At 44.1% G+C, this 23,916-nt stretch carries 23 protein-coding genes and 1 pseudogene; 22 read left to right on the top strand and 2 right to left on the bottom strand.

The window, feature by feature from the left end:
* Positions 1–106 precede the first annotated feature (106 nt).
* The 21 genes from mnmA to rpsA all read left to right on the top strand — a co-directional run bounded on the left by mnmA (position 107) and on the right by rpsA (position 22,378).
* On the top strand, positions 107–1,192 hold the full coding sequence (gene mnmA, locus LIZ66_RS05105; protein ID WP_226837743.1) for a tRNA 2-thiouridine(34) synthase MnmA: 1,086 nt from the start codon (positions 107–109) through the stop codon (positions 1,190–1,192).
* 265 nt (positions 1,193–1,457) lie between these two features.
* Positions 1,458–3,074, top strand: a complete 1,617-nt coding sequence (locus tag LIZ66_RS05100; RefSeq protein ID WP_408611499.1) for a DUF1538 domain-containing protein — start codon at positions 1,458–1,460, stop codon at positions 3,072–3,074.
* Positions 3,075–3,262: 188 nt separating this feature from the next.
* A complete protein-coding gene (locus LIZ66_RS05095) occupies positions 3,263–3,955 on the top strand; it encodes a P-II family nitrogen regulator (RefSeq protein ID WP_148461979.1) in 693 nt (230 codons plus the stop codon).
* Between the two features lie 134 nt (positions 3,956–4,089).
* Positions 4,090–5,361: a D-alanyl-D-alanine carboxypeptidase family protein gene (locus LIZ66_RS05090; RefSeq protein ID WP_227200518.1), complete on the top strand. Its 1,272-nt coding sequence runs from the start codon at positions 4,090–4,092 to the stop codon at positions 5,359–5,361.
* Between the two features lie 93 nt (positions 5,362–5,454).
* A complete protein-coding gene (locus LIZ66_RS05085; RefSeq protein WP_148461980.1) occupies positions 5,455–7,203 on the top strand; it encodes an ABC transporter ATP-binding protein in 1,749 nt (582 codons plus the stop codon).
* Positions 7,204–7,242: 39 nt separating this feature from the next.
* Positions 7,243–8,271: a molybdopterin-binding protein gene (locus tag LIZ66_RS05080; RefSeq protein ID WP_173717744.1), complete on the top strand. Its 1,029-nt coding sequence runs from the start codon at positions 7,243–7,245 to the stop codon at positions 8,269–8,271.
* On the top strand, positions 8,253–8,378 hold the full coding sequence (locus LIZ66_RS19835; protein ID WP_368356998.1) for a DUF6783 domain-containing protein: 126 nt from the start codon (positions 8,253–8,255) through the stop codon (positions 8,376–8,378). The genes LIZ66_RS05080 and LIZ66_RS19835 overlap by 19 nt, the downstream gene beginning before the upstream one ends.
* Entirely contained in the window at positions 8,350–9,138 is a 789-nt protein-coding gene (locus tag LIZ66_RS05075) for a metallophosphoesterase (RefSeq protein ID WP_195391621.1), read from the top strand. Before LIZ66_RS19835 ends, LIZ66_RS05075 begins: the two co-directional genes overlap by 29 nt.
* Positions 9,139–9,155: 17 nt before the next feature.
* Entirely contained in the window at positions 9,156–9,947 is a 792-nt protein-coding gene (locus tag LIZ66_RS05070) for a segregation and condensation protein A (RefSeq protein ID WP_227200516.1), read from the top strand.
* A 3-nt stretch (positions 9,948–9,950) separates the two neighbouring features.
* The gene (scpB, locus tag LIZ66_RS05065) at positions 9,951–10,520 is read left to right on the top strand and encodes an SMC-Scp complex subunit ScpB (RefSeq protein WP_118578031.1); all 570 of its coding nucleotides are present in this window, start codon (positions 9,951–9,953) and stop codon (positions 10,518–10,520) included.
* Positions 10,521–10,574: 54 nt separating this feature from the next.
* On the top strand, positions 10,575–11,372 hold the full coding sequence (locus tag LIZ66_RS05060) for a zinc dependent phospholipase C family protein (RefSeq protein ID WP_195391622.1): 798 nt from the start codon (positions 10,575–10,577) through the stop codon (positions 11,370–11,372).
* A gap of 153 nt (positions 11,373–11,525) precedes the next feature.
* Positions 11,526–12,854 (top strand): D-alanyl-D-alanine carboxypeptidase family protein, encoded by a 1,329-nt coding sequence (locus tag LIZ66_RS05055; protein ID WP_227200515.1) that lies wholly within the window; start codon positions 11,526–11,528, stop codon positions 12,852–12,854.
* Positions 12,855–13,026: 172 nt separating this feature from the next.
* Complete coding sequence (locus LIZ66_RS05050; RefSeq protein WP_148461985.1) at positions 13,027–14,463, top strand: acyl-CoA carboxylase subunit beta; 1,437 nt, start codon at positions 13,027–13,029, stop codon at positions 14,461–14,463.
* A 14-nt stretch (positions 14,464–14,477) separates the two neighbouring features.
* Positions 14,478–15,212 carry an OadG family transporter subunit gene (locus tag LIZ66_RS05045; RefSeq protein ID WP_195391623.1) on the top strand — a complete coding sequence of 245 codons (735 nt, stop codon included), beginning with the start codon at positions 14,478–14,480 and terminating at the stop codon, positions 15,210–15,212.
* An 18-nt stretch (positions 15,213–15,230) separates the two neighbouring features.
* Positions 15,231–15,599: a biotin/lipoyl-binding carrier protein gene (locus tag LIZ66_RS05040; RefSeq protein WP_118578036.1), complete on the top strand. Its 369-nt coding sequence runs from the start codon at positions 15,231–15,233 to the stop codon at positions 15,597–15,599.
* Between the two features lie 16 nt (positions 15,600–15,615).
* Positions 15,616–16,764, top strand: a complete 1,149-nt coding sequence (locus LIZ66_RS05035) for a sodium ion-translocating decarboxylase subunit beta (RefSeq protein ID WP_118578037.1) — start codon at positions 15,616–15,618, stop codon at positions 16,762–16,764.
* 87 nt (positions 16,765–16,851) lie between these two features.
* On the top strand, positions 16,852–18,264 hold the full coding sequence (locus LIZ66_RS05030) for an oxaloacetate decarboxylase subunit alpha (protein ID WP_173715969.1): 1,413 nt from the start codon (positions 16,852–16,854) through the stop codon (positions 18,262–18,264).
* A gap of 175 nt (positions 18,265–18,439) precedes the next feature.
* Positions 18,440–19,717: a BaiN/RdsA family NAD(P)/FAD-dependent oxidoreductase gene (locus tag LIZ66_RS05025; protein WP_173715970.1), complete on the top strand. Its 1,278-nt coding sequence runs from the start codon at positions 18,440–18,442 to the stop codon at positions 19,715–19,717.
* 60 nt (positions 19,718–19,777) lie between these two features.
* Entirely contained in the window at positions 19,778–20,446 is a 669-nt protein-coding gene (gene cmk, locus LIZ66_RS05020; protein WP_118578040.1) for a (d)CMP kinase, read from the top strand.
* Between the two features lie 2 nt (positions 20,447–20,448).
* Positions 20,449–21,318 (top strand): 4-hydroxy-3-methylbut-2-enyl diphosphate reductase, encoded by an 870-nt coding sequence (gene ispH / locus LIZ66_RS05015; RefSeq protein ID WP_195391624.1) that lies wholly within the window; start codon positions 20,449–20,451, stop codon positions 21,316–21,318.
* A complete protein-coding gene (rpsA, locus tag LIZ66_RS05010; RefSeq protein ID WP_118578042.1) occupies positions 21,299–22,378 on the top strand; it encodes a 30S ribosomal protein S1 in 1,080 nt (359 codons plus the stop codon). The genes ispH and rpsA overlap by 20 nt, the downstream gene beginning before the upstream one ends.
* A 1-nt stretch (position 22,379) precedes the next feature.
* On the opposite strand, the pseudogene LIZ66_RS19050 reads toward rpsA, so the two are convergent.
* A pseudogene (locus tag LIZ66_RS19050) lies at positions 22,380–22,556 on the bottom strand (DUF6783 domain-containing protein); the annotation flags it as partial.
* Positions 22,557–22,638: 82 nt separating this feature from the next.
* Here LIZ66_RS19050 and LIZ66_RS19045 point away from each other — a divergent pair.
* A complete protein-coding gene (locus LIZ66_RS19045; protein WP_308768383.1) occupies positions 22,639–22,689 on the top strand; it encodes a hypothetical protein in 51 nt (16 codons plus the stop codon).
* Positions 22,690–22,761: 72 nt separating this feature from the next.
* On the opposite strand, the gene LIZ66_RS05005 is transcribed toward LIZ66_RS19045, so the two are convergent.
* The gene (locus LIZ66_RS05005) at positions 22,762–23,784 is read right to left on the bottom strand and encodes a ribonuclease H-like domain-containing protein (protein ID WP_227200514.1); all 1,023 of its coding nucleotides are present in this window, start codon (positions 23,782–23,784) and stop codon (positions 22,762–22,764) included.
* Positions 23,785–23,916 lie beyond the last annotated feature (132 nt).

Here is a 23,916-nt window from a genome sequence, read left to right as displayed (position 1 = left end):
CCTGAAATGGCTCGCTGGAGTAATACACATTGCCCAAATGCTGTGTGTCGGCTGGGACTTAAACACATTAAATAGTAATAGTTTTCAGTTTTTATGAGGTATAAATATGGAATCAGACAATATGAAAAAAGCATTGATCGCCATGAGTGGCGGCGTAGATTCTTCAGTGGCCGCTTACCTGATGAAGGAGCATGGATATGACTGCATCGGTGTCACCATGAAGCTTTTCCAGAATGAAGATGCCGGTGTGAGCCGCAAAAAAAGCTGCTGTTCTCTGGATGATGTGGAGGATGCAAGGAGCGTAGCGCATAATCTTGGAATCCCGTATTACGTGTTTAATTTCACCGCAGATTTTAAAAAACAAGTTATGGACCGCTTCGTAGCAGCCTATGAAAACGGTGCGACTCCCAATCCCTGCATTGACTGCAACCGCTATCTGAAATTCAACAGCCTTTACCACCGCGCAGAAGAATTAGGCTGTCACTATGTAGTAACCGGACACTATGCCAGAATTGAACAGCGGGAAGATGGAAGGTATCTTCTGAAAAAAGCGGCTGACCCTGCAAAAGACCAGAGTTATGTTCTTTACTCTCTTACTCAGGAGCAGCTGGCACACACCATGTTTCCACTTGGAGACATGAATAAACATCAGACCCGCATGATCGCAGACCAGCAGAATTTCTATAACGCAGATAAGCCGGATAGCCAGGATATCTGTTTTGTCCCAGATGGGGATTATGCTGGATTTATCCGCCGGTTTACAGGAAAAGACTATCCGGCAGGCGATTTTACAGATAAAGACGGAAATGTGCTTGGGCATCATAAAGGAATTATTGGCTACACGGTAGGTCAGCGAAAGGGGCTTGGCATTGCAGCTGGCAAGCCTGTTTACGTTACCAAAATCTGTCCGGCAGAGAACCGCGTGATTCTGGGAGATAATGAAGATTTGTTCCATCGCGAACTGGATGTGGAAGACTTTAATTTCATCTCCTTTGATACCCCGCCGGCAGAATTCCGCGCCAAAGCCAAGGTACGTTACCGCCAGAAGGAGCAGTGGGCAACTGTAAAAGTTACTGGAGAACATAGTGTACACATCATTTTTGATGAGCCCCAGCGAGCTATTACCAAAGGGCAGGCAGCTGTGCTTTATGATGGAGACGTAGTCATTGGCGGTGGTGTGATCACAGGCTGATAAAATCCGAAATTGCATGATATCTGTTGAAAATACATTGATGTAAAACAACCGGAAGAAATATAGCTAAGTCTATATTAAATTCTGGTTGTTTTTTGTTTATGCAGGCAGTTTACAAAAAATTAAGAATATGTATTTGTTTTATAGATGACGAACCCCATGGGAAAATGTTACAATAATCCATATCAGGCATCGAAGTGGGGCGTATAGATGATAGAATGCCTTTTCAAACACGCTCCAGGCAACTACAGTGAAATATTCAGAAATGGAGGTATATGTGGAAAAAAGAAAATTAATCAGAGAACTTCAGTCCCATCAGTCCGTCTTAAAGGAAAAAGCCAGGGAGAAAGCCAGAGAATCCATCAGCGCAGTGATTCCCATTGTACTGATCGTTTTTATACTTGGTTTTACCGTGGCTGCGTTATCTCCAGGCATCCTGGTGGAATTCCTGGTAGGATCTGTGCTTGTGATCCTGGGAATGATCTTTTTTTCCATGGGAGCAGAATTATCCATGACGCCCATGGGAGAACATGTGGGAGGCAGTATGCTTCGCACGAAAAAGTTAGGCTTTATTATAATTATCGGTTTTATTCTGGGCTTTATTATCACAATATCTGAACCAGATCTGCAGGTTCTTGCAGAACAGGTTTCCTCTGTGCCCAATCTGGTGCTGATCTTATCTGTGGCACTTGGTGTTGGTGCGTTTCTTGTTGTGGCCTTATTGCGTATCCTTTTTGGAATTGCGCTGCCGCCATTGTTATTCAGTTTCTATATTTTAGTATTTGTATTAGCCATGTTTGTTCCTGAGAATTTTCTGGCAGTGGCATTTGATTCCGGTGGAGTGACCACTGGACCTATGACGGTACCCTTTATTATGGCATTGGGTGTTGGTATTGCATCCATCCGTAATGATAAACATGCCGGAGATGATAGTTTCGGGCTTGTGGCTCTATGCTCCATTGGACCTATTTTGGCAGTTCTGATTCTGGGACTTTTGTACCACACGGAAGGCAGCGCTGCGCTGGAAGTGGTTTCTGAAGTGGAAAATTCGATAGAACTGGGAAAATTATTTGCAGTTGCACTGCCGAAATATTTTAAAGAAATCGCTGTATCCCTTTTCCCAATTGTTGCTTTCTTTGGAATTTTCCAGATTGTTTCGCTGAAATTGAATAAAACTGTGCTGATTAAAATCTGTATCGGCTTATTTTATACATACATAGGACTTGTTCTGTTCCTTACCGGGGCGAATGTAGGCTTTATCCCAGCTGGAAATTATCTGGGGATGGTATTGGGAAATCTGCATTATAACTGGATTCTTGTGCCTCTTGGAATGGTGATCGGTTATTTTATTGTAAAAGCCGAGCCTGCGGTATATGTGCTGATGAAGCAGGTAGAGGAACTGACTGACGGTGCGATTTCCGGGAAATCCATACAGATTGGTCTGTCTGTGGGTGTGGCAGTCTCTGTTGGGATTTCCATGCTCCGGGTGCTGACTGGAATCTCCATTTTCTGTTTTCTGGTGCCAGGTTATGCCATTGCCTTAATCCTCAGCCTGTTTGTTCCCAAAATTTTTACTGCCATTGCATTTGACTCCGGTGGTGTTGCCTCAGGACCTATGACCGCAACCTTTCTCCTTCCTCTGGCACAGGGAGCCTGTGAAGCTGTGGGAGGAAACATTGTGACAGATGCCTTCGGCGTAGTGGCAATGGTTGCTATGACGCCGCTTATTACTTTGCAGGTGCTAGGCTTGGTTTACCGGGTAAAAGGCGGCGAGCTTGGAGGCAAGGGGAAGAATTTGCCTGCGAACAAAATACCAGTGGAAGCTATACCAGTGGCGGAACTGTTTGAAGAACTGGAAGACACAGAAATTATAGAGTTATAGAAAATTAAGAAAATAGGGATTGAGTGTTGACTCAAACACATTATAAATGAACAACTATAGTTAGGAACACCTAATAGATGCCATTTTTGTGTAGCACAAAGTGGAAGTACAGATTATAGGAATGATGATTGGGTACACTCAGGAGAGATTATGAACAGTGTTAAAATTTGCAAAGAAAGGAATCATCTATGAGCGAATTATACATGATGGTTACCATCACCAACCGAAAATACATGTCGAAATTTGCAGCATTTTACCGGGAAAATCAGATAGAAGTAGGAACGATTTCCCTTGGTATGGGAACTGCCTCGAGCTCCATCCTTGACTATATGGGATTAGAAGATGATGAGAAAAGCATCTGTTTTCACTTTGTGACAGCAGCCACCTGGAAAAAGGTGAAAAAGGGCTTGCAGAATCAGCTTAGGATCGATGTGCCCGGAACCGGGATCGTGTTTACCATTCCCATGAGCAGCATTGGCGGCAAGCGGGAACTGGGATTTCTCATTCAGGGGCAGGAGTTTGTAAGAGAGGAGGAAGGTACATTGAAAGAGACAAAGCATGAACTGATCGTGGCAATTGCCAATTACGGATATAACACCCAGGTGATGAAAGCAGCAGAGGAGGGTGGCGCAACCGGCGGTACGGTTCTTCACGGAAAAGGGGTAGGAATGAAGCGTGCCGAACAGTTTCTTGGCGTTTCCCTGGTTTCCGAAAAAGAGGTGATTTTCATTGTGACAAAATCAGAGCAGAAAAATGCCATTATGAGTGCTATCATGGAAAAAGCCGGTCTTACCTCCAAAGCAGGAACCATCGTATTTTCCCTCCCCGTAACCAGCACCGCCGGGCTGCGGATTCTGGAAGATGAGGAAGAAAATTCATAATCTCCACTTTTTTACGTGGAGAAGTCATGAAAATATTTGCAGATTGATGTTGTTTTTGCATTCTGAGATTATAGTAATAAAATTATGGTGACCGCTTTACAATAGAATAGAACTTATTTTTGAGGAGACATCCTATGCTTGGAAAGGCAATAAGAAAGGCGGTTTTACCAATTTTGCTGGCCAGTCTCATGGTGGGACCTGGCTGTCGGATTGTATATGGGGAAGCAGATATATCGTTGAATGAAAGGGCAGAAAATTTTACAAGTGATAATACCGCTGCATCCCAGGAAGAACAAGAAAAAACCACGGAGCCAGCAGTATTTGATGATGCGCTTGTGCAGGCACCTTCTGCTCTTTTAATGGAGGCCAGTACAGGCACTGTAATTTACGAAAAAGATTCGGATATCAGGCGAAGTCCGGCGAGTATTACAAAGATTATGACTTTAATCCTGATTTTCGATGCGTTGGAGAATGGTACACTGAAAATGGATGATCTGGTAACCACCAGTGCCTATGCGAAATCTATGGGTGGCTCCCAGGTATTTCTGGAGGAAGGAGAAACCCAGGACGTGGAGACTATGATCAAGTGCATTGTGATCGCCTCTGGAAATGACGCCAGTGTAGCAATGGCAGAGCATATTGGAGGCAGCGAGCAGGAATTTGTACGGCAGATGAATGAGCGGGCAGCAGGGCTTGGAATGGAGAATACCCATTTTGTAGACTGCTGTGGATTGACAGAATCCACAGATCACTACACAACTGTTCGGGACATTGCCATTATGAGCCGGGAGCTGATCACCAAATATCCGAAGATTCTGGAATACTCCTCTATATGGATGGAAAATATTACTCATGTGACCAGACAAGGCTCCAAAGAGTTCTGCTTAACGAACACTAACAAGCTCCTTCGCAGCTACGACGGATGCATCGGTCTGAAAACTGGAAGTACCAGTCTGGCAAAGTATTGCGTATCTGCTGTGGCGTCCCGAAATAACATTACCTTGATTTCTGTAGTTATGGCAGCACCCGATTACAAAGTTCGTTTCAAGGACGCCGCTGCCATGCTGAACTACGGTTTTTCCAAATGCAGCTTTTACACGGATGAAAATCCCGAAAAGCTTCCCCAGATAGAGGTCCGAAAAGGAACCAAACCTACCACAGAAGTAAAATATGAAAAGAACTTCCAGTATCTGAGCACCGACGGCAAAACCATAGGCGAAGTGGAACGGAAACTGAATTTGGAAACCCAGGTGCAGGCTCCGGTGAAAAAGGGCGAAACTGCTGGTACTCTGGAATACTACAGAGATGGGCAAAAGCTTGGCGAGATCAACATTCTTTTCACTGAAACCATAGAAAAAGCAACCTATAAAAACTGTTTGGAGAAAATAATTACAGAAGCATTTTGACAAAATAGTCCTCGTCGGTTTATAATAAACTCTGTATGAAAATTTTTGCTGATGTCTTACAAAAATATAGCAGCAAAAGCGGAGGAGAATCATATGAAACAAGAGAAAAAACAGCCTGGCAGATTAAAGATGCTTGCAGGCTATTATAAACCATATAAGGGACTGTTTTTTGCAGATCTTTTTTTTGCATTCCTTGGGGCTGCAGTGACACTTGTCATTCCACTGATGGTTCGTTATATTATGAATTCCATAAGTGAAATGCCAGCGGCTGAAGCGAAGACCATGATTTTGAAAATCGGGGTGGGAATGCTGGTATTGATCTTGGTGCAGCTTGGAAGTCGTTATTTTATCACCTATTATGGACATATGATGGGGGCTTACATTGAGCATGATATGCGAAACGAGATATTCAGCCATTACCAGAAACTCTCTTTTGCATTTTATGATAATCAGAAGGTCGGTCAGCTTCTTTCCAGGATCACAAGTGATCTTTTTGATATTACAGAGCTTCTCCACCATGGACCGGAGGATATTCTGATCTCAGTGATCAAGCTGTTCGGAGCACTGATCATTCTTATGAATGTAAAGCCGCAGATGGCGCTGCTGTGTTTTGCAGTTGTAATTATTATGCTGATCTATGCACTGATTTATAATAAAAAGATGAAAAGTGCATTTAAGGAAAACCGTGTGCGCATGGGCGAGATCAACAGCCAGATCGAGGACAGTCTTTCCGGAATCCGTGTGGTAAAATCTTTTGGAAATGAGAAGCGTGAGATTGAGAAATTCCGTAAAGGAAATGAGCGTTTTGTGGATTCCAAGCGTGTGACTTACCGCTATATGGCAGGTTATCATGCAGGCATGGATGCGTTTACCACACTGATCACAGTTACTGCACTGGTTTCCGGAGCCATGTTCCTGGCAGCAGGAGATTTAAGCGCCACAGATCTTGTGACCTTCCTTTTGTATATTAACAATTTTACAGAGCCGGTTACCAAGCTGGTAAACTTTACCGAGCAGTTCCAGAACGGCTACAGTGGTTATGACCGCTTCCTGGAAATGATGTCCATTGCGCCGGATATTGAGGATGCGCCGGATGCCGTTTCTATGGATCATGTAAAAGGAGATATCCGTTTCGAAAATGTTTCTTTCCACTATGAAGACCACAATGAGAAAGTGCTTTCTAACGTAAATCTGGAAGTGAAGCCCGGTGACTATGTTGCCCTTGTAGGCACCTCTGGAGCTGGAAAGACTACCCTTTGCAGTCTGATCCCCAGATTTTATGATGTTTCATCTGGTGCCATTTATCTGGATGGAAAAGATATCCGAAAGATCAAACTGAAGGATCTTCGTAATCAGATTGGCATTGTGCAGCAGGATGTATACCTGTTTGCAGGAAACATTATGGAAAATATCCGATATGGCCGTCCGGACGCTACCGACGAGGAAGTCATCCGCGCAGCCAAGCTTGCCAATGCTCATGATTTTATTATGGAAATGCCGGATAACTATGGCACAGACATTGGACAGCGTGGCGTGAAGCTTTCCGGAGGACAGAAACAGCGTCTTTCCATTGCGAGAGCTTTTCTGAAGAATCCGCCGATCCTGATCTTTGATGAGGCAACATCCGCCCTGGATAACGAAAGTGAGAAGGTAGTGCAGCAATCTCTGGAACGTCTTGCCAAAGACCGAACCACCTTCGTGATCGCCCATCGTCTTTCCACGATCCGCAATGCCAGAAGGATCCTGGTGCTGACCGAAGATGGAATTGCAGAAGAAGGTACACATCAGGAGCTGATGGAGAAGGACGGCGTATATGCGAAACTTTGCAAAGCCGGATTGTGATCGTAAACAGCAATTATATGCGAAAGGATGAATTGCAGAATGAAAGAAATAAGAACCGAAGACGCAGCAGGCCAGATCCTCTGCCATGATATTACACAGATTATAAAGGATGAGAAGAAAGGCGTTCTGTTTTCCAAAGGACATATTGTGAAAGAAGAGGACATTCCGCTGCTCCTTTCTGTTGGAAAAGAACATCTTTTTGTGTGGGAAAAGAAAGAGGGAATTCTTCATGAAAATGAGGGCGCTGATATTTTGTATAAAATCTGTGCAGGAGATTCCATGCATGGAACTGATGTGAAAGAAGGCAAGATCGAACTGGTAGCAGACGAGGACGGAGTTCTGAAAATCCGCAGAGATGCCCTTCTGGCAGTGAATTCTCTGGGGGAGATGATGATTGCTTCCCGCCATGGGGACTTCCCGGTAAAAAAAGGAGATAAACTGGCTGGCACCAGGATCATCCCTCTTGTAATCGAAAAAGAAAAAATGGACAGAGCTGTGGAAGCCGCTGGCCCGGAACCGATTTTTTCCATTCTTCCCTATCATTTTAAAAAGGTTGGAATCGTTACAACTGGAAGCGAGGTAAAAAAAGGTCTGATTCAGGATACTTTTACCCCTGTATTAAAAGAAAAGCTTTCTGAGTACCCCACTGAGGTGATCGGTCAGACGACTCCAGGAGATGACAAGGCACAGATCACAGACGACATTATGGAATTTATTAACCAGGGTGCAGACATGGTAGTCTGCAGCGGCGGCATGAGTGTAGATCCAGATGACCGTACACCTGGAGGAATCCGTGATACAGGAGCCAGAGTTGTTACTTACGGTGCACCGGTACTGCCAGGAGCCATGCTTCTCATCGCTTACTATGAGAAAGAGGGCAAATGCATTCCGATCCTTGGCCTTCCCGGATGTGTCATGTATGCGAAGCGTACTGTATTTGACCTGGTTCTGCCAAGAATCATGGCAGACGATGAAATTTTCCCGGAAGAAGTTGCTGCATACGGAGAAGGCGGTCTCTGCCTGAGCTGCAAAGTCTGTACCTTCCCCAATTGTGGATTTGGAAAGTAAGCAGGGCCTGGGGCGTGCAGATTGCAGAAGGCCTTTTTCAAACACGCTCTGGAAATTACAAAGTATTTAAGGAGATTTATGGAAAAATTTCGAATTGTAACCTATGAAGTCCATAACCCGAAAATAAAAAAAAGCGTGCGCTTTGCTGTTCTTGCAGACCTTCACGGAAGCATTTTCGGCGAAGAGAATAGTGCTTTGCTGAAAAAAATCCAGGAAAATGCCCCCGATGCCATTCTTCTTGCCGGAGACATGGTGGTCCGGATGGATCCTTTCACCCTGGAAACTGCCAGAAAACTGCTTTGTACACTGGCGAAGAATTTCCCCATCTTTTACGCCATGGGAAACCACGAAACCAAAATGAAAGCCAAAGGGCACCTTTATCGGAATGAGTACCTGAAATATCAGGCAGAGTTGAAACAAAAAGGAATCTGTTTTCTGGCAAATGAGAAGAGCAAAGTTGTTCTGGCTGGCAATTCCTTTGTGGTAAATGGACTGGAACTTCCACTGGAATACTATCACAAGCCTTTTTCCCCGAAGCTAACTTCTGAAAAAATGGAAGAGCTTATGGGAAAGCCAGATCCGGAAGCCATAAATATTCTTCTTGCCCATAACCCAAAATATGGCAGAACCTATTTCCGCTGGGGCGCCGACCTGATTCTGTCTGGACATTACCATGGCGGTGTGCTCCGTTTTTCCAGACATGTGGGAGCCATCAGTTCCCAGTTTATACCTTTTCCAAAATACTGTTGCGGCGATTTTTACAAAAATGGCAAATGTATGATCGTAAGTGCAGGCCTTGGGGAACACACAGTGCCTCTTCGGATCCATAATCCAAGAGAGCTGATTTTTATAGAAATGAAACCGTAAGGGAGAGAGGAAAGCGCATGGCAATTCCCATAAAACTGAATGTTTTTGAAGGACCGCTTGATCTGCTCCTTCACCTTATTGATAAAAATAAAATTGATATTTATGATATACCGATTGTGGAGATTACGGATCAGTATATGGAATACATTCACGCTATGGAAAAAGAAGATCTTGGAGTTATGAGTGAGTTTATGGTCATGGCAGCCACACTTCTGGATATCAAGTGCCGGATGCTTCTTCCAAAAGAAATCAATGAAGAAGGAGAAGAGGAGGACCCCAGAGCGGAGCTGGTTCAGAAACTTCTGGAATATAAGATGTATAAATATATGTCTTATGAGCTGAAGGACAAAATGGACGATGCCAGCGGCGTTTATTTCCGTGAGCCGGATGTGCCAAGGGAGGTGCTTCAGTATCGGGAGCCAGTGGATCCCTCAGAACTTCTGGCTGGTCTTACTCTTGAGAAATTAAACGCCATTTACCAGTCGATCATCAGGCGGCAGGACGACAGACGGGACCCTATCCGAAGTCAGTTTGGAAAAATCGAGAAGGAAGAAGTCAGTCTTTCTGATAAAATGCTGGAGATGAAAGAATTTGCAAAGACTCACAGGAAATTCAGCTTTCGGGACCTGTTGAAAAAGCAGTGTTCCAAAGTACAGGTAATCGTTACCTTCCTTTCCGTGCTGGAACTGATAAAAATGGGACACATTCATGTGGTTCAGGAAGAGATTTTTGATGACATTCAGATCAATGTTGTGACAGAGCCGGAAACCTGGAAGAATCTGACAGAATTTGCAGAGGAAGAAGGATAGTGTATGGAAATTAAACGATTAGAAGGTGCCGTTGAGGCAATCCTGTTTGCGATGGGTGAATCTGTGGAATTAGGTCAGATTGCGAAAGCAATCCAGCAGGATAAGCCAACGACAGAAAAACTACTCCATAATCTGATGGATAAATATAAGGATGAGGGAAGGGGAATCCAGATCATTGAGCTGGAGGGCTCTTATCAGCTGTGCACCAAACGGGATTACTATGGCTGTCTGATCCGGATTGCCATGCAGCCTAAGAAACCTGCCCTTACAGATGTTATGCTGGAAACGCTGTCTATTATAGCCTATAAGCAGCCTGTGACAAAAGCTGAGATTGAAAAGATCCGGGGAGTAAAAAGCGATCATGCAGTAAATAAGCTGGTTGAGTATAATCTGGTAAAGGAGCTTGGACGTCTTGATGCACCTGGACGGCCGATCCTTTTCGGCACTACAGAAGAATTTCTTCGCACATTTGGTGTTCAGGGTCTGGAAGAGCTGCCGGCTGTGGATCCGGTAAAAATGGCGGATTTTAAGGCTGAGGCAGAAGAGGAAGTACAGCTGAAGCTGGATATATAAGACAGGACAAGTAAGCCGCAGATAAACTGCAGGCGATAAGACAGGAGAGAAAAAATGCCCACAACATATGCACATGATTTGTTTGGTCAGAAAGTATACAGGCAATTGCCCGATCAATTGAAAGAAATTATTCGGAAAAACGGTGAACTGTATCGGATCGGTCTTCACGGACCGGATATTTTCTTCTATTATTTTATTTTTAAGAATCACGTAAGCAGTGTAGGATACCGTATGCACAAAGAAAAAGCCCGGGCATTTTTTACCCAGGGAATGGCGCAGGTCAGAGAGACTGGTGATGAGGCACTTCTTGCCTATCTTCTTGGCTTTGGCTGTCATTATCTTCTGGACTCTTCCTGTCATCCTTTTGTAAATGAAATGAATGATAAGGGCAGGATTTCCCACAGCCTTCTGGAAATTGAATTTGACCGCTTCCTTATGGAAGAAAATGGGAAAAATCCATATGCCTTTTATCCTTCTGATTGTATCAAAGCAAAACGCAAAAATGCAGCGGAAATCCACAAGGCTTTTCCTCTTGTAAAAACAGGAGATATTCTTCTGAGCCTTAAACTGATGAAATTTATGACAAATCTGCTGGTATGTGACGATGGCGGGACGAGACGGGCGCGTCTGTCGAAGCTTTCCAGCCTTGGAGGAAGAAGAGCACAGTCTGCTTTGATCGATCACTATATGATGGCTCAGCCGGCAGGTGGCAGCAGGGAACCTGTGGAACAGCTGAATACATTGTTTGAAAAAGAGGTGAAAGAGGCACCGGCAGAATTGCTGGAGCTGTATCAGCTTTCCAAAGAGGACAGGCTGTTGTCTGAGCGATGGAATCTGACTTACAATGGTTAGCTATAATATACAAATTGAAAATTGAACCAATTTCAGGAACAGGTATTTCTGTAAGATACCTGTTCTTTTTATCAGGCAAAACTTGTAGAGTGAGCTTTGCATAGTTTGGGACAGGTCCGCGTAAAATACTATAAACGGAATGTGGGGTGGACTATGAAAAGCAGATACAGATTCTTTTGTCTTACACTGACCTTTGTACTTGTTTTATGCACTGCTGCCCAGGTGTCAGGAAGCACTGGCACAGATGAAAAAAAGGCTGTCAGCTCCATTGTGCAGATGATACCGGCAGCTGTTGATATGAAAGAAACAGACGGACCTGGAAATCTCTATGCCTTATCCGCCGTTCTTATGGATGGGGATTCTGGCCGGGTACTGTACGAAAAAGAGGGCTATACAGCTCGCCCAAATGCCAGTACCACAAAGGTAATGACCTGTATCCTTGCACTGGAAAAGGGCTCCGGTGATGATTATGTAATGGTGTCAGAAAATGCGGCCTCTCAACCAGAAGTAAAGCTGAATTTAAAGGAAGGGGAGCAGTATTACCTGGAAGATCTTCTTTATTCTTTAATGTTGAAAAGCCATAATGATACGGCTGTGGCAATTGCTGAACACATTGGCGGTTCTGTGGAAGGGTTTGCAAAAATGATGAATGCAAAAGCAAAGGAGATTGGCTGCACGAACACTCATTTTGTTACGCCGAACGGTCTTGACAGTGCAGATGCAGGAGGCATTCATCAGACTACCGCAAGAGATCTGGCTTTGATCATGAGCTATGCTGTGAAAAATAAAGCATTTCTTCATATCACACAGACCAGGGATTATTCTTTTTCTGATATTACAGGAAAACGTCAGTTTTCCGTCCATAATGCAAATGCATTTCTTGATATGACTCCGGATGCCATTTCAGGAAAAACCGGTTTTACAGGAAATGCGGGTTATTGTTATGTGGCAGCCTGTGAAAATGAGGAAAGAAAATTTATTATTTCCCTTCTTGGCTGCGGCTGGCCGAATAATAAGACATATAAATGGAAAGATGCCATGAAACTGCTGGAATATGGCAAAGCAAATTTTCACAAGGAAACCTATTGGCAGGAGCCGGAGATTCCGGCTATACCAGTAAAGGACGGGACTGACGAAAGCAGCGGGAAAGAATCTGGCAAGGAAAACAAGGAAAATCCCGGAAAAATTCTCACAGAAACTGGGACAGGTTTCGCAGATGTATATATAAATGGCCGGATTCAGGCATCTGATTCTGACAAAAAGAAACAGATCCTTCTGAAAGAAGGGGAAAAGATTACCTGCCATCTGCGTATTGAGAAAAATTTGACAGCACCTGTGAAAAAGGGGCAGAAAATTGGTCAGGTCACTTTTTGTCTTGGAGAACTTGTCTTGGATAACTATTTTGTGACAGCAGATCGCAATATTGTTAAAATCACCTATTTATGGTGCGCAAACAAGGTGTTTCATGACTTTTTTCACTAAAAAGCCTGACGGAATATGTATGATATATAAAAAAATCCCCCGAAAATCGAGGGATTTTTTTGCATAAAAACACGGAAAACTATTGAAAAATTGTGTGAAAAAATGTACAATTAGAATCGGCAGAATTTTTGGTTATACTTTTAAATTATTATAAAATGGAGGGCAAGAAAGAATGAGTAACGCAACACAAAGTTTAGCGGGCACAAGAATCACTTCTTTGCTTGACGCGAACAGTTTTGTTGAGATCGGCCAAAGTGTAACAGCCAGAAATACAGATTTCAACATGACTGAGAAAAAAGCACCTTCAGACGGTGTTATTACCGGATATGGTGTAATCGATGGAAATCTGGTGTATGTGTACAGCCAGGATGTTTCCGTACTGAACGGAACCGTTGGTGAAATGCATGCCAAGAAGATTACCAGACTTTATGATATGGCTATGAAGACCGGTGCTCCGGTGATCGGCCTGATCGATTGTGCAGGTCTCCGTCTTCAGGAGGCAACTGACGCACTGGAAGCATTCGGTGAAATTTATATGAAACAGACTCTGGCATCCGGACTGATCCCACAGATCACAGGTATCTTCGGTACCTGCGGTGGTGGTATGGCACTTGTACCGGCACTGACAGACTTCACATTTGTTGAAGAGAAGAAAGGCAAACTGTTTGTAAACACCCCGAACGCCCTTGAAGGCAACCACGTTTCCAAATGTGACACATCCTCAGCCAGATTCCAGAGCGAAGAGACAGGTCTTGTAGACGGAATCGGCACTGAGGACGAGATCCTTGGAAAAATCCGTGAACTCGTAACATATCTGCCATCTAACTGCGAAGACACTGATTCTTACATGGAGTGCACAGACGACCTGAACCGTGTATGCGAGGATATTGAGAACTGCACAGGTGACACAGCCATTGCACTTTCCAGAATCGCTGATAACGGTCAGTTCTTCGAGGTAAAAGCTGACTACGGCAAGAGCGTTGCTGTTGGATTTATCAGACTGAACGGCGCTACCGTTGGTGCTGTTGCAAACAGAAGCGAGAGCTATGATGCAGAAGGCAAAAAGGTATGGGAGTCTGATGGTACCCTTAGTGCACGCGGTGCAAGAAAAGCAGCAGAGTTCGTAAAATTCTGTGACGCTTTCGAGATCCCGGTACTTACTCTTACAAATGTAAACGGCTTCAAGGCTACTGTATGTGGCGAGAAGATGATGGCGAAATCTGTCGGAGCACTGGTTCATGCATTTGCAGACGCTACTGTTCCGAAGGTTAACGTTGTGATCGGCAAAGCATTTGGAACCGCTTACACAGCTATGAACAGCAAAGCAATCGGTGCAGACATGGTATACGCATGGGAGAACGCAGAGATCGGTATGATGGATGCAGACCTTGCAGCCAAGATCATGTATGCAGGCGATGACGCAGCAGCTCTTACTGAGAAAGCAGCTGAGTACAGAGAACTTCAGAACTCTGTTTCCTCTGCAGCAGCAAGAGGATATGTTGACACCATTATCAGCCCGGCTGATACAAGAAAATATGTGATCGGTGCATTTGAAATGCTGTTCACAAAAAGGGAAGAACGTCCGTCCAAGAAACACGGCACGGTCTAAGCGAGGTGGAGCATATGAAACAGATTTTTAAGAAAGTATCCTCCCTTTGCACAGTACTTCTCATGATGGCAGTTCTCACTCTTACCGGAGTATCCTCCGTATGGGCAGCTGATGAGGTAGATGACACGGTAAAGCAGACCCTGGTCACTACCGCTGAGGGACTTACCGATACCATCATTGCTCTCAGTGATGAAGATATTGAGAATTATACCAAGTCATCTGATGAGTTTACTGTTGGAGCAATGACTGCATGGGCAGGCTCCAAGGATGAAGTTGGGGCTTTAAAGGAGAGAACCGGAGAGACAGAGGTGAAGGCTTCTGACGACGGATATACCGTTACTGTACCGGTCTCCTTTGAGAAAGCAGATGCAAATTTCGTTTATATTTTCGATGCTTCTACAGGAGCACCTACATCCCTTACTGTTGATGTACAGTACTCCATGGCTGAGACCTTAAGAAGAGCTGTTATGAATACTATCATGGGTATTGCAATCGTATTCATCGTTCTTATTTTCCTGAGCTTCCTGATCTATCTGTTCAGATTCATCCCGAATCCGGAAGCAAAGAAAAAAGCTCAAGCTGCAGCAGCCCCTGCCCCTGCACCGGTGGCAGCACCAGTGGAAGCTGCAGAAGCAGACGATACAGAACTGATCGCGGTTATCGCAGCAGCAATTGCAGCAGCTGAGGGAACCACTACAGATGGATTCGTTGTTCGTTCCATCCGCAAAATCAATCGTAAAAAGAGATAAATACAGGAGGATCCTAAAATGAAAAGTTATACAATTACCGTTAACGGAACAGCATATGAAGTAACTGTTGAAGAGACAGGAAGCGTTTCCGCACCAGCAGCTGCAGCTCCAGCAGCAGCTCCGAAAGCAGCACCGGCACCGAAGGCAGCTCCTAAGGCAGCAGCCGGAGCAGGCGCAGTTAAGGTTGCAGCTTCCGTACCTGGAAAGGTTCTGAAAATCGCAGCAAGCGTTGGACAGGCTGTAAAAGCCGGTGACAACATTGTAATCCTGGAATCCATGAAGATGGAGATCCCGGTTGTAGCTCCTCAGGACGGAACCGTTGCAAGCATTGACGTTGCAGAAGGTGCCTCTGTAGAAAATGGAGATACCCTGGCAACAATGAACTAAGTCGGGAGGTAATAGGATGTCTTACGTAGCAGACACTTTGTCCAACCTGATCCATCAGACCGCATTTTTTAATCTGACATGGGGTAACTACCTGATGATCGTGGTTGCTTGTGTATTCTTATATCTTGCCATTGCAAAGGGATTTGAGCCTCTGCTGCTTGTTCCCATTGCATTTGGTATGCTCCTTGTTAATATTTATCCGGACATTATGGCAAATCCGGAAGACATGTCCAACGGTGTTGGTGGTCTTCTTCATTACTTCTACATCCTTGATGAGTGGAGTATTCTTCCTTCCCTTATCTTTATGGGTGTAGGTGCCATGACAGACTTTGGTCCGCTGATCGCGAACCCGAAGAGCTTCCTGATGGGTGCTGCAGCACAGCTCGGTATCTATATGGCTTACTTCCTTGCAATCTTCCTTGGATTCAACGGAAAAGCAGCAGCAGCAATCTCCATCATCGGTGGTGCAGATGGTCCGACCTCCATTTTCCTTGCAGGTAAGCTTGGTCAGACTGCTCTTATGGGACCGATCGCCGTGGCGGCATATTCTTATATGTCACTGGTTCCGATCATCCAGCCTCCGATCATGAAACTGTTTACTACTGAGAAAGAGCGTAAAATCAAGATGGAGCAGCTTCGCCCTGTATCCAAGCTTGAGAAGATCCTCTTCCCAATCGTAATCACAATCGTTGTCTGCATGATTCTTCCGACAACAGCTCCTCTGGTTGGTATGCTTATGCTTGGTAACCTGTTCAGAGAGTGCGGCGTTGTAAAACAGCTTACAGAGACAGCTTCCAATGCACTTATGTACATCGTAGTTATCCTTCTTGGTACATCTGTTGGTGCTTCCACAAGTGCAGAGGCATTCCTGAATGTGGATACTTTGAAGATCGTTGTATTAGGTCTTGTGGCATTTGCATGTGGTACTTTCGGCGGTGTTATGCTCGGAAAGGTTATGTGCAAGCTTACAGGCGGCAAGATCAATCCGCTTATTGGTTCCGCCGGTGTATCTGCGGTACCTATGGCAGCCCGTGTTTCCCAGAAGGTTGGTGCTGAGGCAGATCCTACCAACTTCCTTCTGATGCATGCAATGGGACCAAACGTTGCCGGTGTTATCGGTACAGCCGTTGCTGCCGGAGCATTTATGGCTATTTACGGAATCTAATAATGATACCAGAAATTCGGATTTTTCCCGGCTTTCTATAGTGAAACCGGGAAGTCCGGATGAACTAAATAAATAAGGAGAACAATTATGGCAGAAATTGAAAAAAAACCTGTTAAAATTGTGGAAACCATTCTGCGTGATGCACATCAGTCCCTGATTGCAACCCGTATGACAACAGAGCAGATGCTTCCAATCGTTGATAAACTTGATAAAGTAGGCTACCATGCAGTTGAGTGCTGGGGCGGTGCTACTTTCGATGCAAGCCTTCGTTTCCTTCATGAGGATCCGTGGGAAAGACTTCGTAAATTACGTGCAGGATTCAAGAACACAAAGCTGCAGATGCTTTTCCGTGGCCAGAACATTCTTGGATATCGTCCATACGCTGATGATGTAGTAGAGTATTTTGTTCAGAAATCTCTGGCAAATGGTATCGATATCATCCGTATTTTCGACTGTATGAATGACCTTCGTAACCTTCAGACTGCTGTACATGCTGCAAACAAAGAGCATGGCCATGCACAGGTTGCTCTTTCCTATACACTTGGTGATGCGTATACTCTTGAGTACTGGACAAGCATTGCAAAACGTATTGAGGAAATGGGTGCAGACTCTATCTGTATCAAAGATATGGCCGGCCTTCTTCTTCCATATAAGGCAACTGAGCTTGTTACAGCCCTGAAAGAGACTGTTAAGATCCCGATCGATCTTCATACACATTACACCTCTGGTGTAGCTTCCATGACTTACTTAAAAGCTGTTGAAGCTGGTGTTGATATCATCGATACTGCAATGTCTCCATTTGCACTGGGTACTTCCCAGCCTGCAACTGAGGTTATGGTTGAGACCTTCAAAGGCACTCCATATGATACCGGATTTGATCAGCAGCTTCTTGCTGAGATCGCAGACTACTTCCGTCCAATGCGTGACGAGGCTCTTGAGAGCGGCCTTCTGAATCCGAAGAACCTTGGCGTAAACATCAAGACTCTTCTGTATCAGGTACCAGGTGGTATGTTATCCAACCTTACTTCCCAGCTGAAAGAGCAGCATGCAGAAGACAAGTTCTATGATGTTCTTGAGGAAGTTCCGCGTGTACGTAAAGACCTTGGTGAGCCGCCGCTTGTTACTCCATCTTCCCAGATCGTTGGTACACAGGCTGTATTTAACGTTCTCATGGGCGAGAGATACAAGATGGTTACCAAAGAGACAAAAGATGTTCTCAGCGGAAAATATGGTGCTACAGCAAAACCATTCAATCCAGAAGTTCAGAAGAAATGTATCGGTGACACACAGCCGATCACATGCCGTCCGGCAGATCTTCTTGAGAATGAGCTGGGCAAACTTGAAGGCGAGATGGCACAGTATAAAGAGCAGGATGAGGACGTTCTGTCCTATGCACTGTTCCCACAGGTTGCTACTGACTTCTTCAAGTATCGTCAGGCTCAGGAGAAAAAGGTGGATGAGACGGTTGCTGATACCAAAAACGGAGCATATCCGGTTTAATCAGTGAGGAATAATTTGTCAGTGTCTGGCCTATAGACACTTTGCTGACAAAAATAATGAAAGACACGTGCAGAGAAGCCTTTTGCACGTGTCTTTTTGAAAAATATAAGTAAAATTTGTGTAACTTTCGGTAGTTACTGAATAGTTGCAAATCTGTTTTATGAAAGGTATGTAAATGAGTAAAATACTGATCATAGGCGGCGGTGCTGCCGGAATGATGGCCGGTGTTTATCTGGCAAGGGCAGGACATGAGGTCCACATCCTGGAGAAAAACGAGAAACTTGGAAAGAAAGTGTATATTACAGGAAAAGGCAGATGCAATGTTACAAATAACTGTGACACGGAAGAACTGTTCCGGGCAGTTATGTCTAACCCGAAATTCCTGTACAGTGCTTTCTATTCTTTCACGCCCCAGGATGTAATGGAATTCTTTGAAGAAGCGGGAGTTCCACTGAAGACAGAGAGAGGCAACCGGGTTTTCCCTGTGTCTGACCATTCTTCAGATATTATCCGCGGTCTGGAACGGGAACTTAAGAAAGCTGGTGCCCATATCCATCTTCGCACAGAGGTGAAAACGGTGAAGGTCAGTCCCTATGAGGAACCGGACGTGGATGAGAAAAAGGCACATCACAGCCGGGTAACAGGTGTAGAACTGGCAGATGGAAGTTTTATGGAGGGCGATCATGTTCTGGTTGCCACTGGAGGGCTTTCCTATCAGTCAACAGGCTCTACAGGTGATGGCTATCGCTTTGCAGAGGAAACCGGCCATAAAGTAAAGGAGCTTTCTCCGTCACTGGTTCCTCTTAAGACAAAAGAGGATTATATCCCAAGACTTCAGGGACTTTCCTTAAAAAACACCGAACTTACGATTAAGTCAGGCAAAAAGGTGCTCTTCCGGGATTTTGGTGAGATGATGTTCACCCACTTTGGCGTGACAGGCCCCATGATTTTATCTGCAAGCGCACATATTGGCAAACAACTGCAGAAATCCGGAGAATTGAATGCTTATCTGGATCTGAAGCCTGCCCTTACCATGGAACAGCTGGATGCCAGGATTCTGCGGGAATTTGAGGCAGGACAGAATAAACAGTTTAAGAATGTGATCGGCGTACTTTTTCCATCATCCCTTACACCTGTCATGCTGGAACTGGGTGGTATTTCTCCGGAAAAAAAGATACACGATATTTCCAGGGAAGAAAGAATTCACTTTGAAGAACTGGTGAAAGCTTTCCCATTTACCATCAATGGAATGGGAGAATATAAAGAAGCAGTTATTACAAGAGGCGGTGTTTCTGTGAAGGACATTCAGCCGGGAACTATGGAATCCCGAAAGGTAAAAAATCTCTATTTTATTGGAGAAGTGCTTGACCTGGATGCGGTAACCGGTGGCTATAATCTTCAGATTGCCTGGTCAACTGCGTATCTGGCAGCCATGGCATTGAAAAATGGATGAAAATCTGTTATAAATGTAAGAAGTGAAAAAACTGCGATTTAAGAGGAGGTAACAGAGAAAATGGGATGTAACATTGCCATTGACGGGCCGGCAGGAGCAGGCAAAAGCACAATTGCAAAGAGAGTGGCAAAGGAGCTGTCTTTTATCTATGTAGATACAGGCGCTATGTACCGCGCCGTAGCACTTTATCTGCTGAGAAATGAAATTGACGGAACAGATGCGGAAGCAGTTGCAGATAACTGTCAGAGCGCTGAGGTTTCCATTCGATATGAAAATGGAGAGCAGGTTGTAATTCTTAACGGTGAGAATGTAAATCAGTATATCCGTACGGAAGAGGTTGGAAACATGGCATCCAAAACATCTGCAAACCCGGCGGTAAGGGCACATCTTCTCAATCTTCAGAGAAATCTGGCAGCAAAGAATGATGTTGTAATGGATGGCAGGGATATTGGAACTGTAATTCTTCCGGACGCACAGGTGAAGATTTATCTTACTGCCAGCGTGGAGACCAGAGCTAAGAGGCGTTATGATGAATATCTTGCCAAGGGCGAGGGTGCTGATCTTGAAGAAATCAAGAAAGACATTGAAAACCGGGATCATCAGGATATGACAAGAGAGATTTCCCCGCTCCGGCAGGCTGAAGATGCCGTGCTTGTAGATTCTTCTTTCATGAATATTGACGAAGTTGTAGCTGCAATTCTCGGAATCTACAAAGATAAGGTGGAATAACCATGGAAGTGAAGGTTGCGAAAACAGCAGGCTTTTGTTTTGGCGTACAGCGTGCTGTAGACAAGGTTTACGAGCTAATCGGCAGTTGTCCTGACAGGCTTTTTACCCTGGGTCCAATTATTCATAATGAAGAAGTAGTGAATGATCTGGAAAAGAAGGGGGTCAGAGTGGCATCTGAGGATGATCTGAGAACACTTCCTGAGGGCAGCACGGTTGTGATCCGTTCACATGGTGTGGGAAAAGAGGTTTATGACCATCTGGAAGAATACGGACTTTCCTATGTGGATGTAACCTGTCCCTTTGTTCTGAAAATTCACCGGATCGTAGAGAAAGAGAGCAGGGCAGGCGCCCATATTGTGATCATAGGAGACCCGGATCATCCGGAAGTGGTAGGAATCTGCGGCTGGTGCATGGGACCTTACACGGTAATTCGGACTGAGCAGGATGCACTGGATTTTGTGTTTCCGGCTGACAAAAGCATATGTATTGTGTCTCAGACAACATTTAATTATAATAAATTTAAAGATTTAGTTGAAATTCTTTCAAAAAAGAGGTATGATAATACTGTTTTAAATATTCTTAATATTTTAAACACTATTTGTAATGCTACCGAAGAACGGCAGAGAGAAGCAAAGAGCATAGCCGGAGAGGTAGACACTATGTTAGTCGTAGGAGGCCGACATAGTTCCAATACTCAAAAGCTGTTTGAAATATGTAAAAAGGAATGTGAAAATACTTACTATATACAAACACCTGTAGACTTGGATTCAGATATGTTCCAATGCAGTAGTTATGTAGGTATTACAGCAGGGGCTTCAACCCCAAAGAAAATTATTGAGGAGGTTCAAGAACATGTCAGAATTAAGTTTTGAACAGATGCTGGAAGATTCCGTAAAAACAATCAGAAATGGAGAAATCGTACAGGGAAAGGTCATCGATGTGAAAGAAGATGAAATTATCCTGAATATTGGCTATAAAGCTGATGGTATTATCACCAAGAGTGAATATAGCAATGATCCTTCCGTAGTACTCACAGACGCTGTACATGTAGGTGACTCCATGGAAGCCAAAGTGCTTAAGGTAAACGATGGCGAAGGCCAGGTTATCTTAACCTACAAGAGACTTGCTGCAGAGAAAGGCAATAAACGCCTTGAGGAAGCATTCGAGAATCAGGAAGTATTAAAAGCTCCTGTAACTCAGGTACTTGACGGTGGATTGTGTGTTAACGTTGAGGAGACACGTGTATTCATTCCTGCAAGCCTTGTTTCCGACACATATGAGAAAGATCTCAGCAAATATGCTGATCAGGAGATTGAGTTCGTTATCACAGAGTTCAATCCAAGAAGACGTCGCATCATTGGTAACCGCAAACAGCTTCTTGTTGCTGAGAAAGCTAAGAAACAGCAGGAGCTTATGGAGCGTATCCATGTTGGCGATACAGTAGAGGGTGTTGTTAAGAACGTTACAGATTTTGGTGCATTCATCGATCTGGGCGGCGCTGACGGACTGCTTCACATCTCTGAGATGTCCTGGGGCAGAGTAGAGAACCCGAAGAAAGTATTCACAGTTGGTGAGACTGTAAAGGTTATGATCAAAGATATCAAGGGCGAGAAGATTGCTCTTACAATGAAATTCCCAGAGGAGAATCCATGGCTTACAGCTGCTGAGGATTTCGCTGTTGGAAACGTAGTAACTGGTAAAGTTGCACGTATGACAGACTTCGGTGCATTTGTTGAGCTTGCACCTGGCGTAGATGCACTTCTTCATGTATCTCAGATTTCCAGAGAGCACGTTGCAAAACCATCTGATGTGCTTACAATCGGACAGGAAATCCAGGCTAAAGTTGTTGATTTCAATGGCGAAGACAAGAAGATCAGCCTTAGCATGAAAGCTCTTGAGGCTCCGGCTGAGGAAGAGTCTGTAGAGGAATAATTTAACCAAGAGGGAAGTGTTGTGCATTTCTCTTGTCCCATGTAACTAACCGCCATTCACAGGATTTGTGAATGGCGGTTAGTTTTGATATCATGAATATGATGTTGATAAAAAGACATTGTCTGTTAGAGCGTGTCTGGAAAAGGCTTTCTGCAAGATGTGCGTCACAATTTGCGGGAGATTTTGTCCGGATGAAGGCGCCGTAGCGAGCTACGACAACCGAATTCGGGTGAATCTCCCGCAAGTGGGGTGTTCAGATTGTGGGAATGATTTTTCAGATACGCTCTGGGGATGATGTCTTTTTTACGTGAGATTTTATATGCTTTGGAAGTTAGAGTATGTTTGAAAAAGGTTTTGGGAATTTTGAAATATAGGTTGAAAGTTTATTTTAATTTCCAAAATAAATATTCCAGGGTATGTATTAAATATTGCTTTTGCTTTTCTTCATTTTCCAGAAATTCCTCTGTGCATGGAAACCAGGTATAACAGGTCTCTCTTGTAGCAGATTTTTTCAGTCCTTTTTCCATAAATTTGCTAATAGATTTAGGGACTGCCATGTCCTCTCCGGGCAGATAATCATAACTTTTGTAATCACTGTAATATTGGCGGATACGGCCATTTAAAGGCTTTACAAGGAGGCTTACCAGGTTGTCCTGACCTGTAATATAGAATTCTTCTGTGCCGTTAGAAAAGGAAGCGGGCAGGCTGTAATGGGGGTTTATCTGCAAAATCAGATTGTCCCCGTCAAAATCAGTTCCGCGAACAGTAAATGCACCATCCCTGAGCGCAAGATACCCCATCATCTTAAACACATCTCCAAGTCCGAGAAGATCTTCCATATTGTGTCCCATAACCGTATCCAGGTCTGTCTGCTCCTGGTGTGCCATATATTTTTTATAGATTTTAATGCATTCCCCGCCATTACAGTAAATGCGCTTCTGTTCTCCTAGAAAGGCTTCCATCTGTTCCTGCTTTAACCCTGGGAGCTTTAAAAATCCCTTCAGAGGGCGAAGCACTTTATACAGGTCAAAAGAAGAAATCCCCTCAAAAGGATCTGGTAGCTCATAGAATTTATAACGAGCCTGAAGGTAAGGCTGGTCAAAAGAATCTCCATTGTATTGGATGGTACAGCTGAAATTTTTTATAAATTCTGAAAAAAACTCCAATAATGCTTTTTCTTCCCGGAAATCGGGTGCAAGCCACTGATATAGCTGCCAGGAACCAGATTCATAGCAAACTGCACCAATTAAATATAAAAAAGATGAATTTCGTCCCAATCCAGTGGTTTCAATATCATAAAATAATGGTGAAAAATTGACATCCTCAGCAGCATTTCCAGATAAATTTTTAACAGTCTCAAAGTCCGGAAAACCTTGCAAAATCGGCATTTTTTTAACAATCAGCATGTTTATACTCCTTTCATGGATTGTATTTAATTATACACAATTTTTTTATTTTTAGGTAGTGAATTTTTTCATAAAATGCGGTATAGTAGAATGTATAGAATAGTCAGAATATATAAAGAAAAGGAGAAACCT

Source organism: Blautia faecis (genome assembly GCF_020554845.1).
GTDB classification, from domain to species: domain Bacteria; phylum Bacillota; class Clostridia; order Lachnospirales; family Lachnospiraceae; genus Blautia_A; species Blautia_A faecis.
Note: the sequence above shows the minus strand (reverse complement) of the source record. Positions and strands in the feature narration are given on the sequence as shown.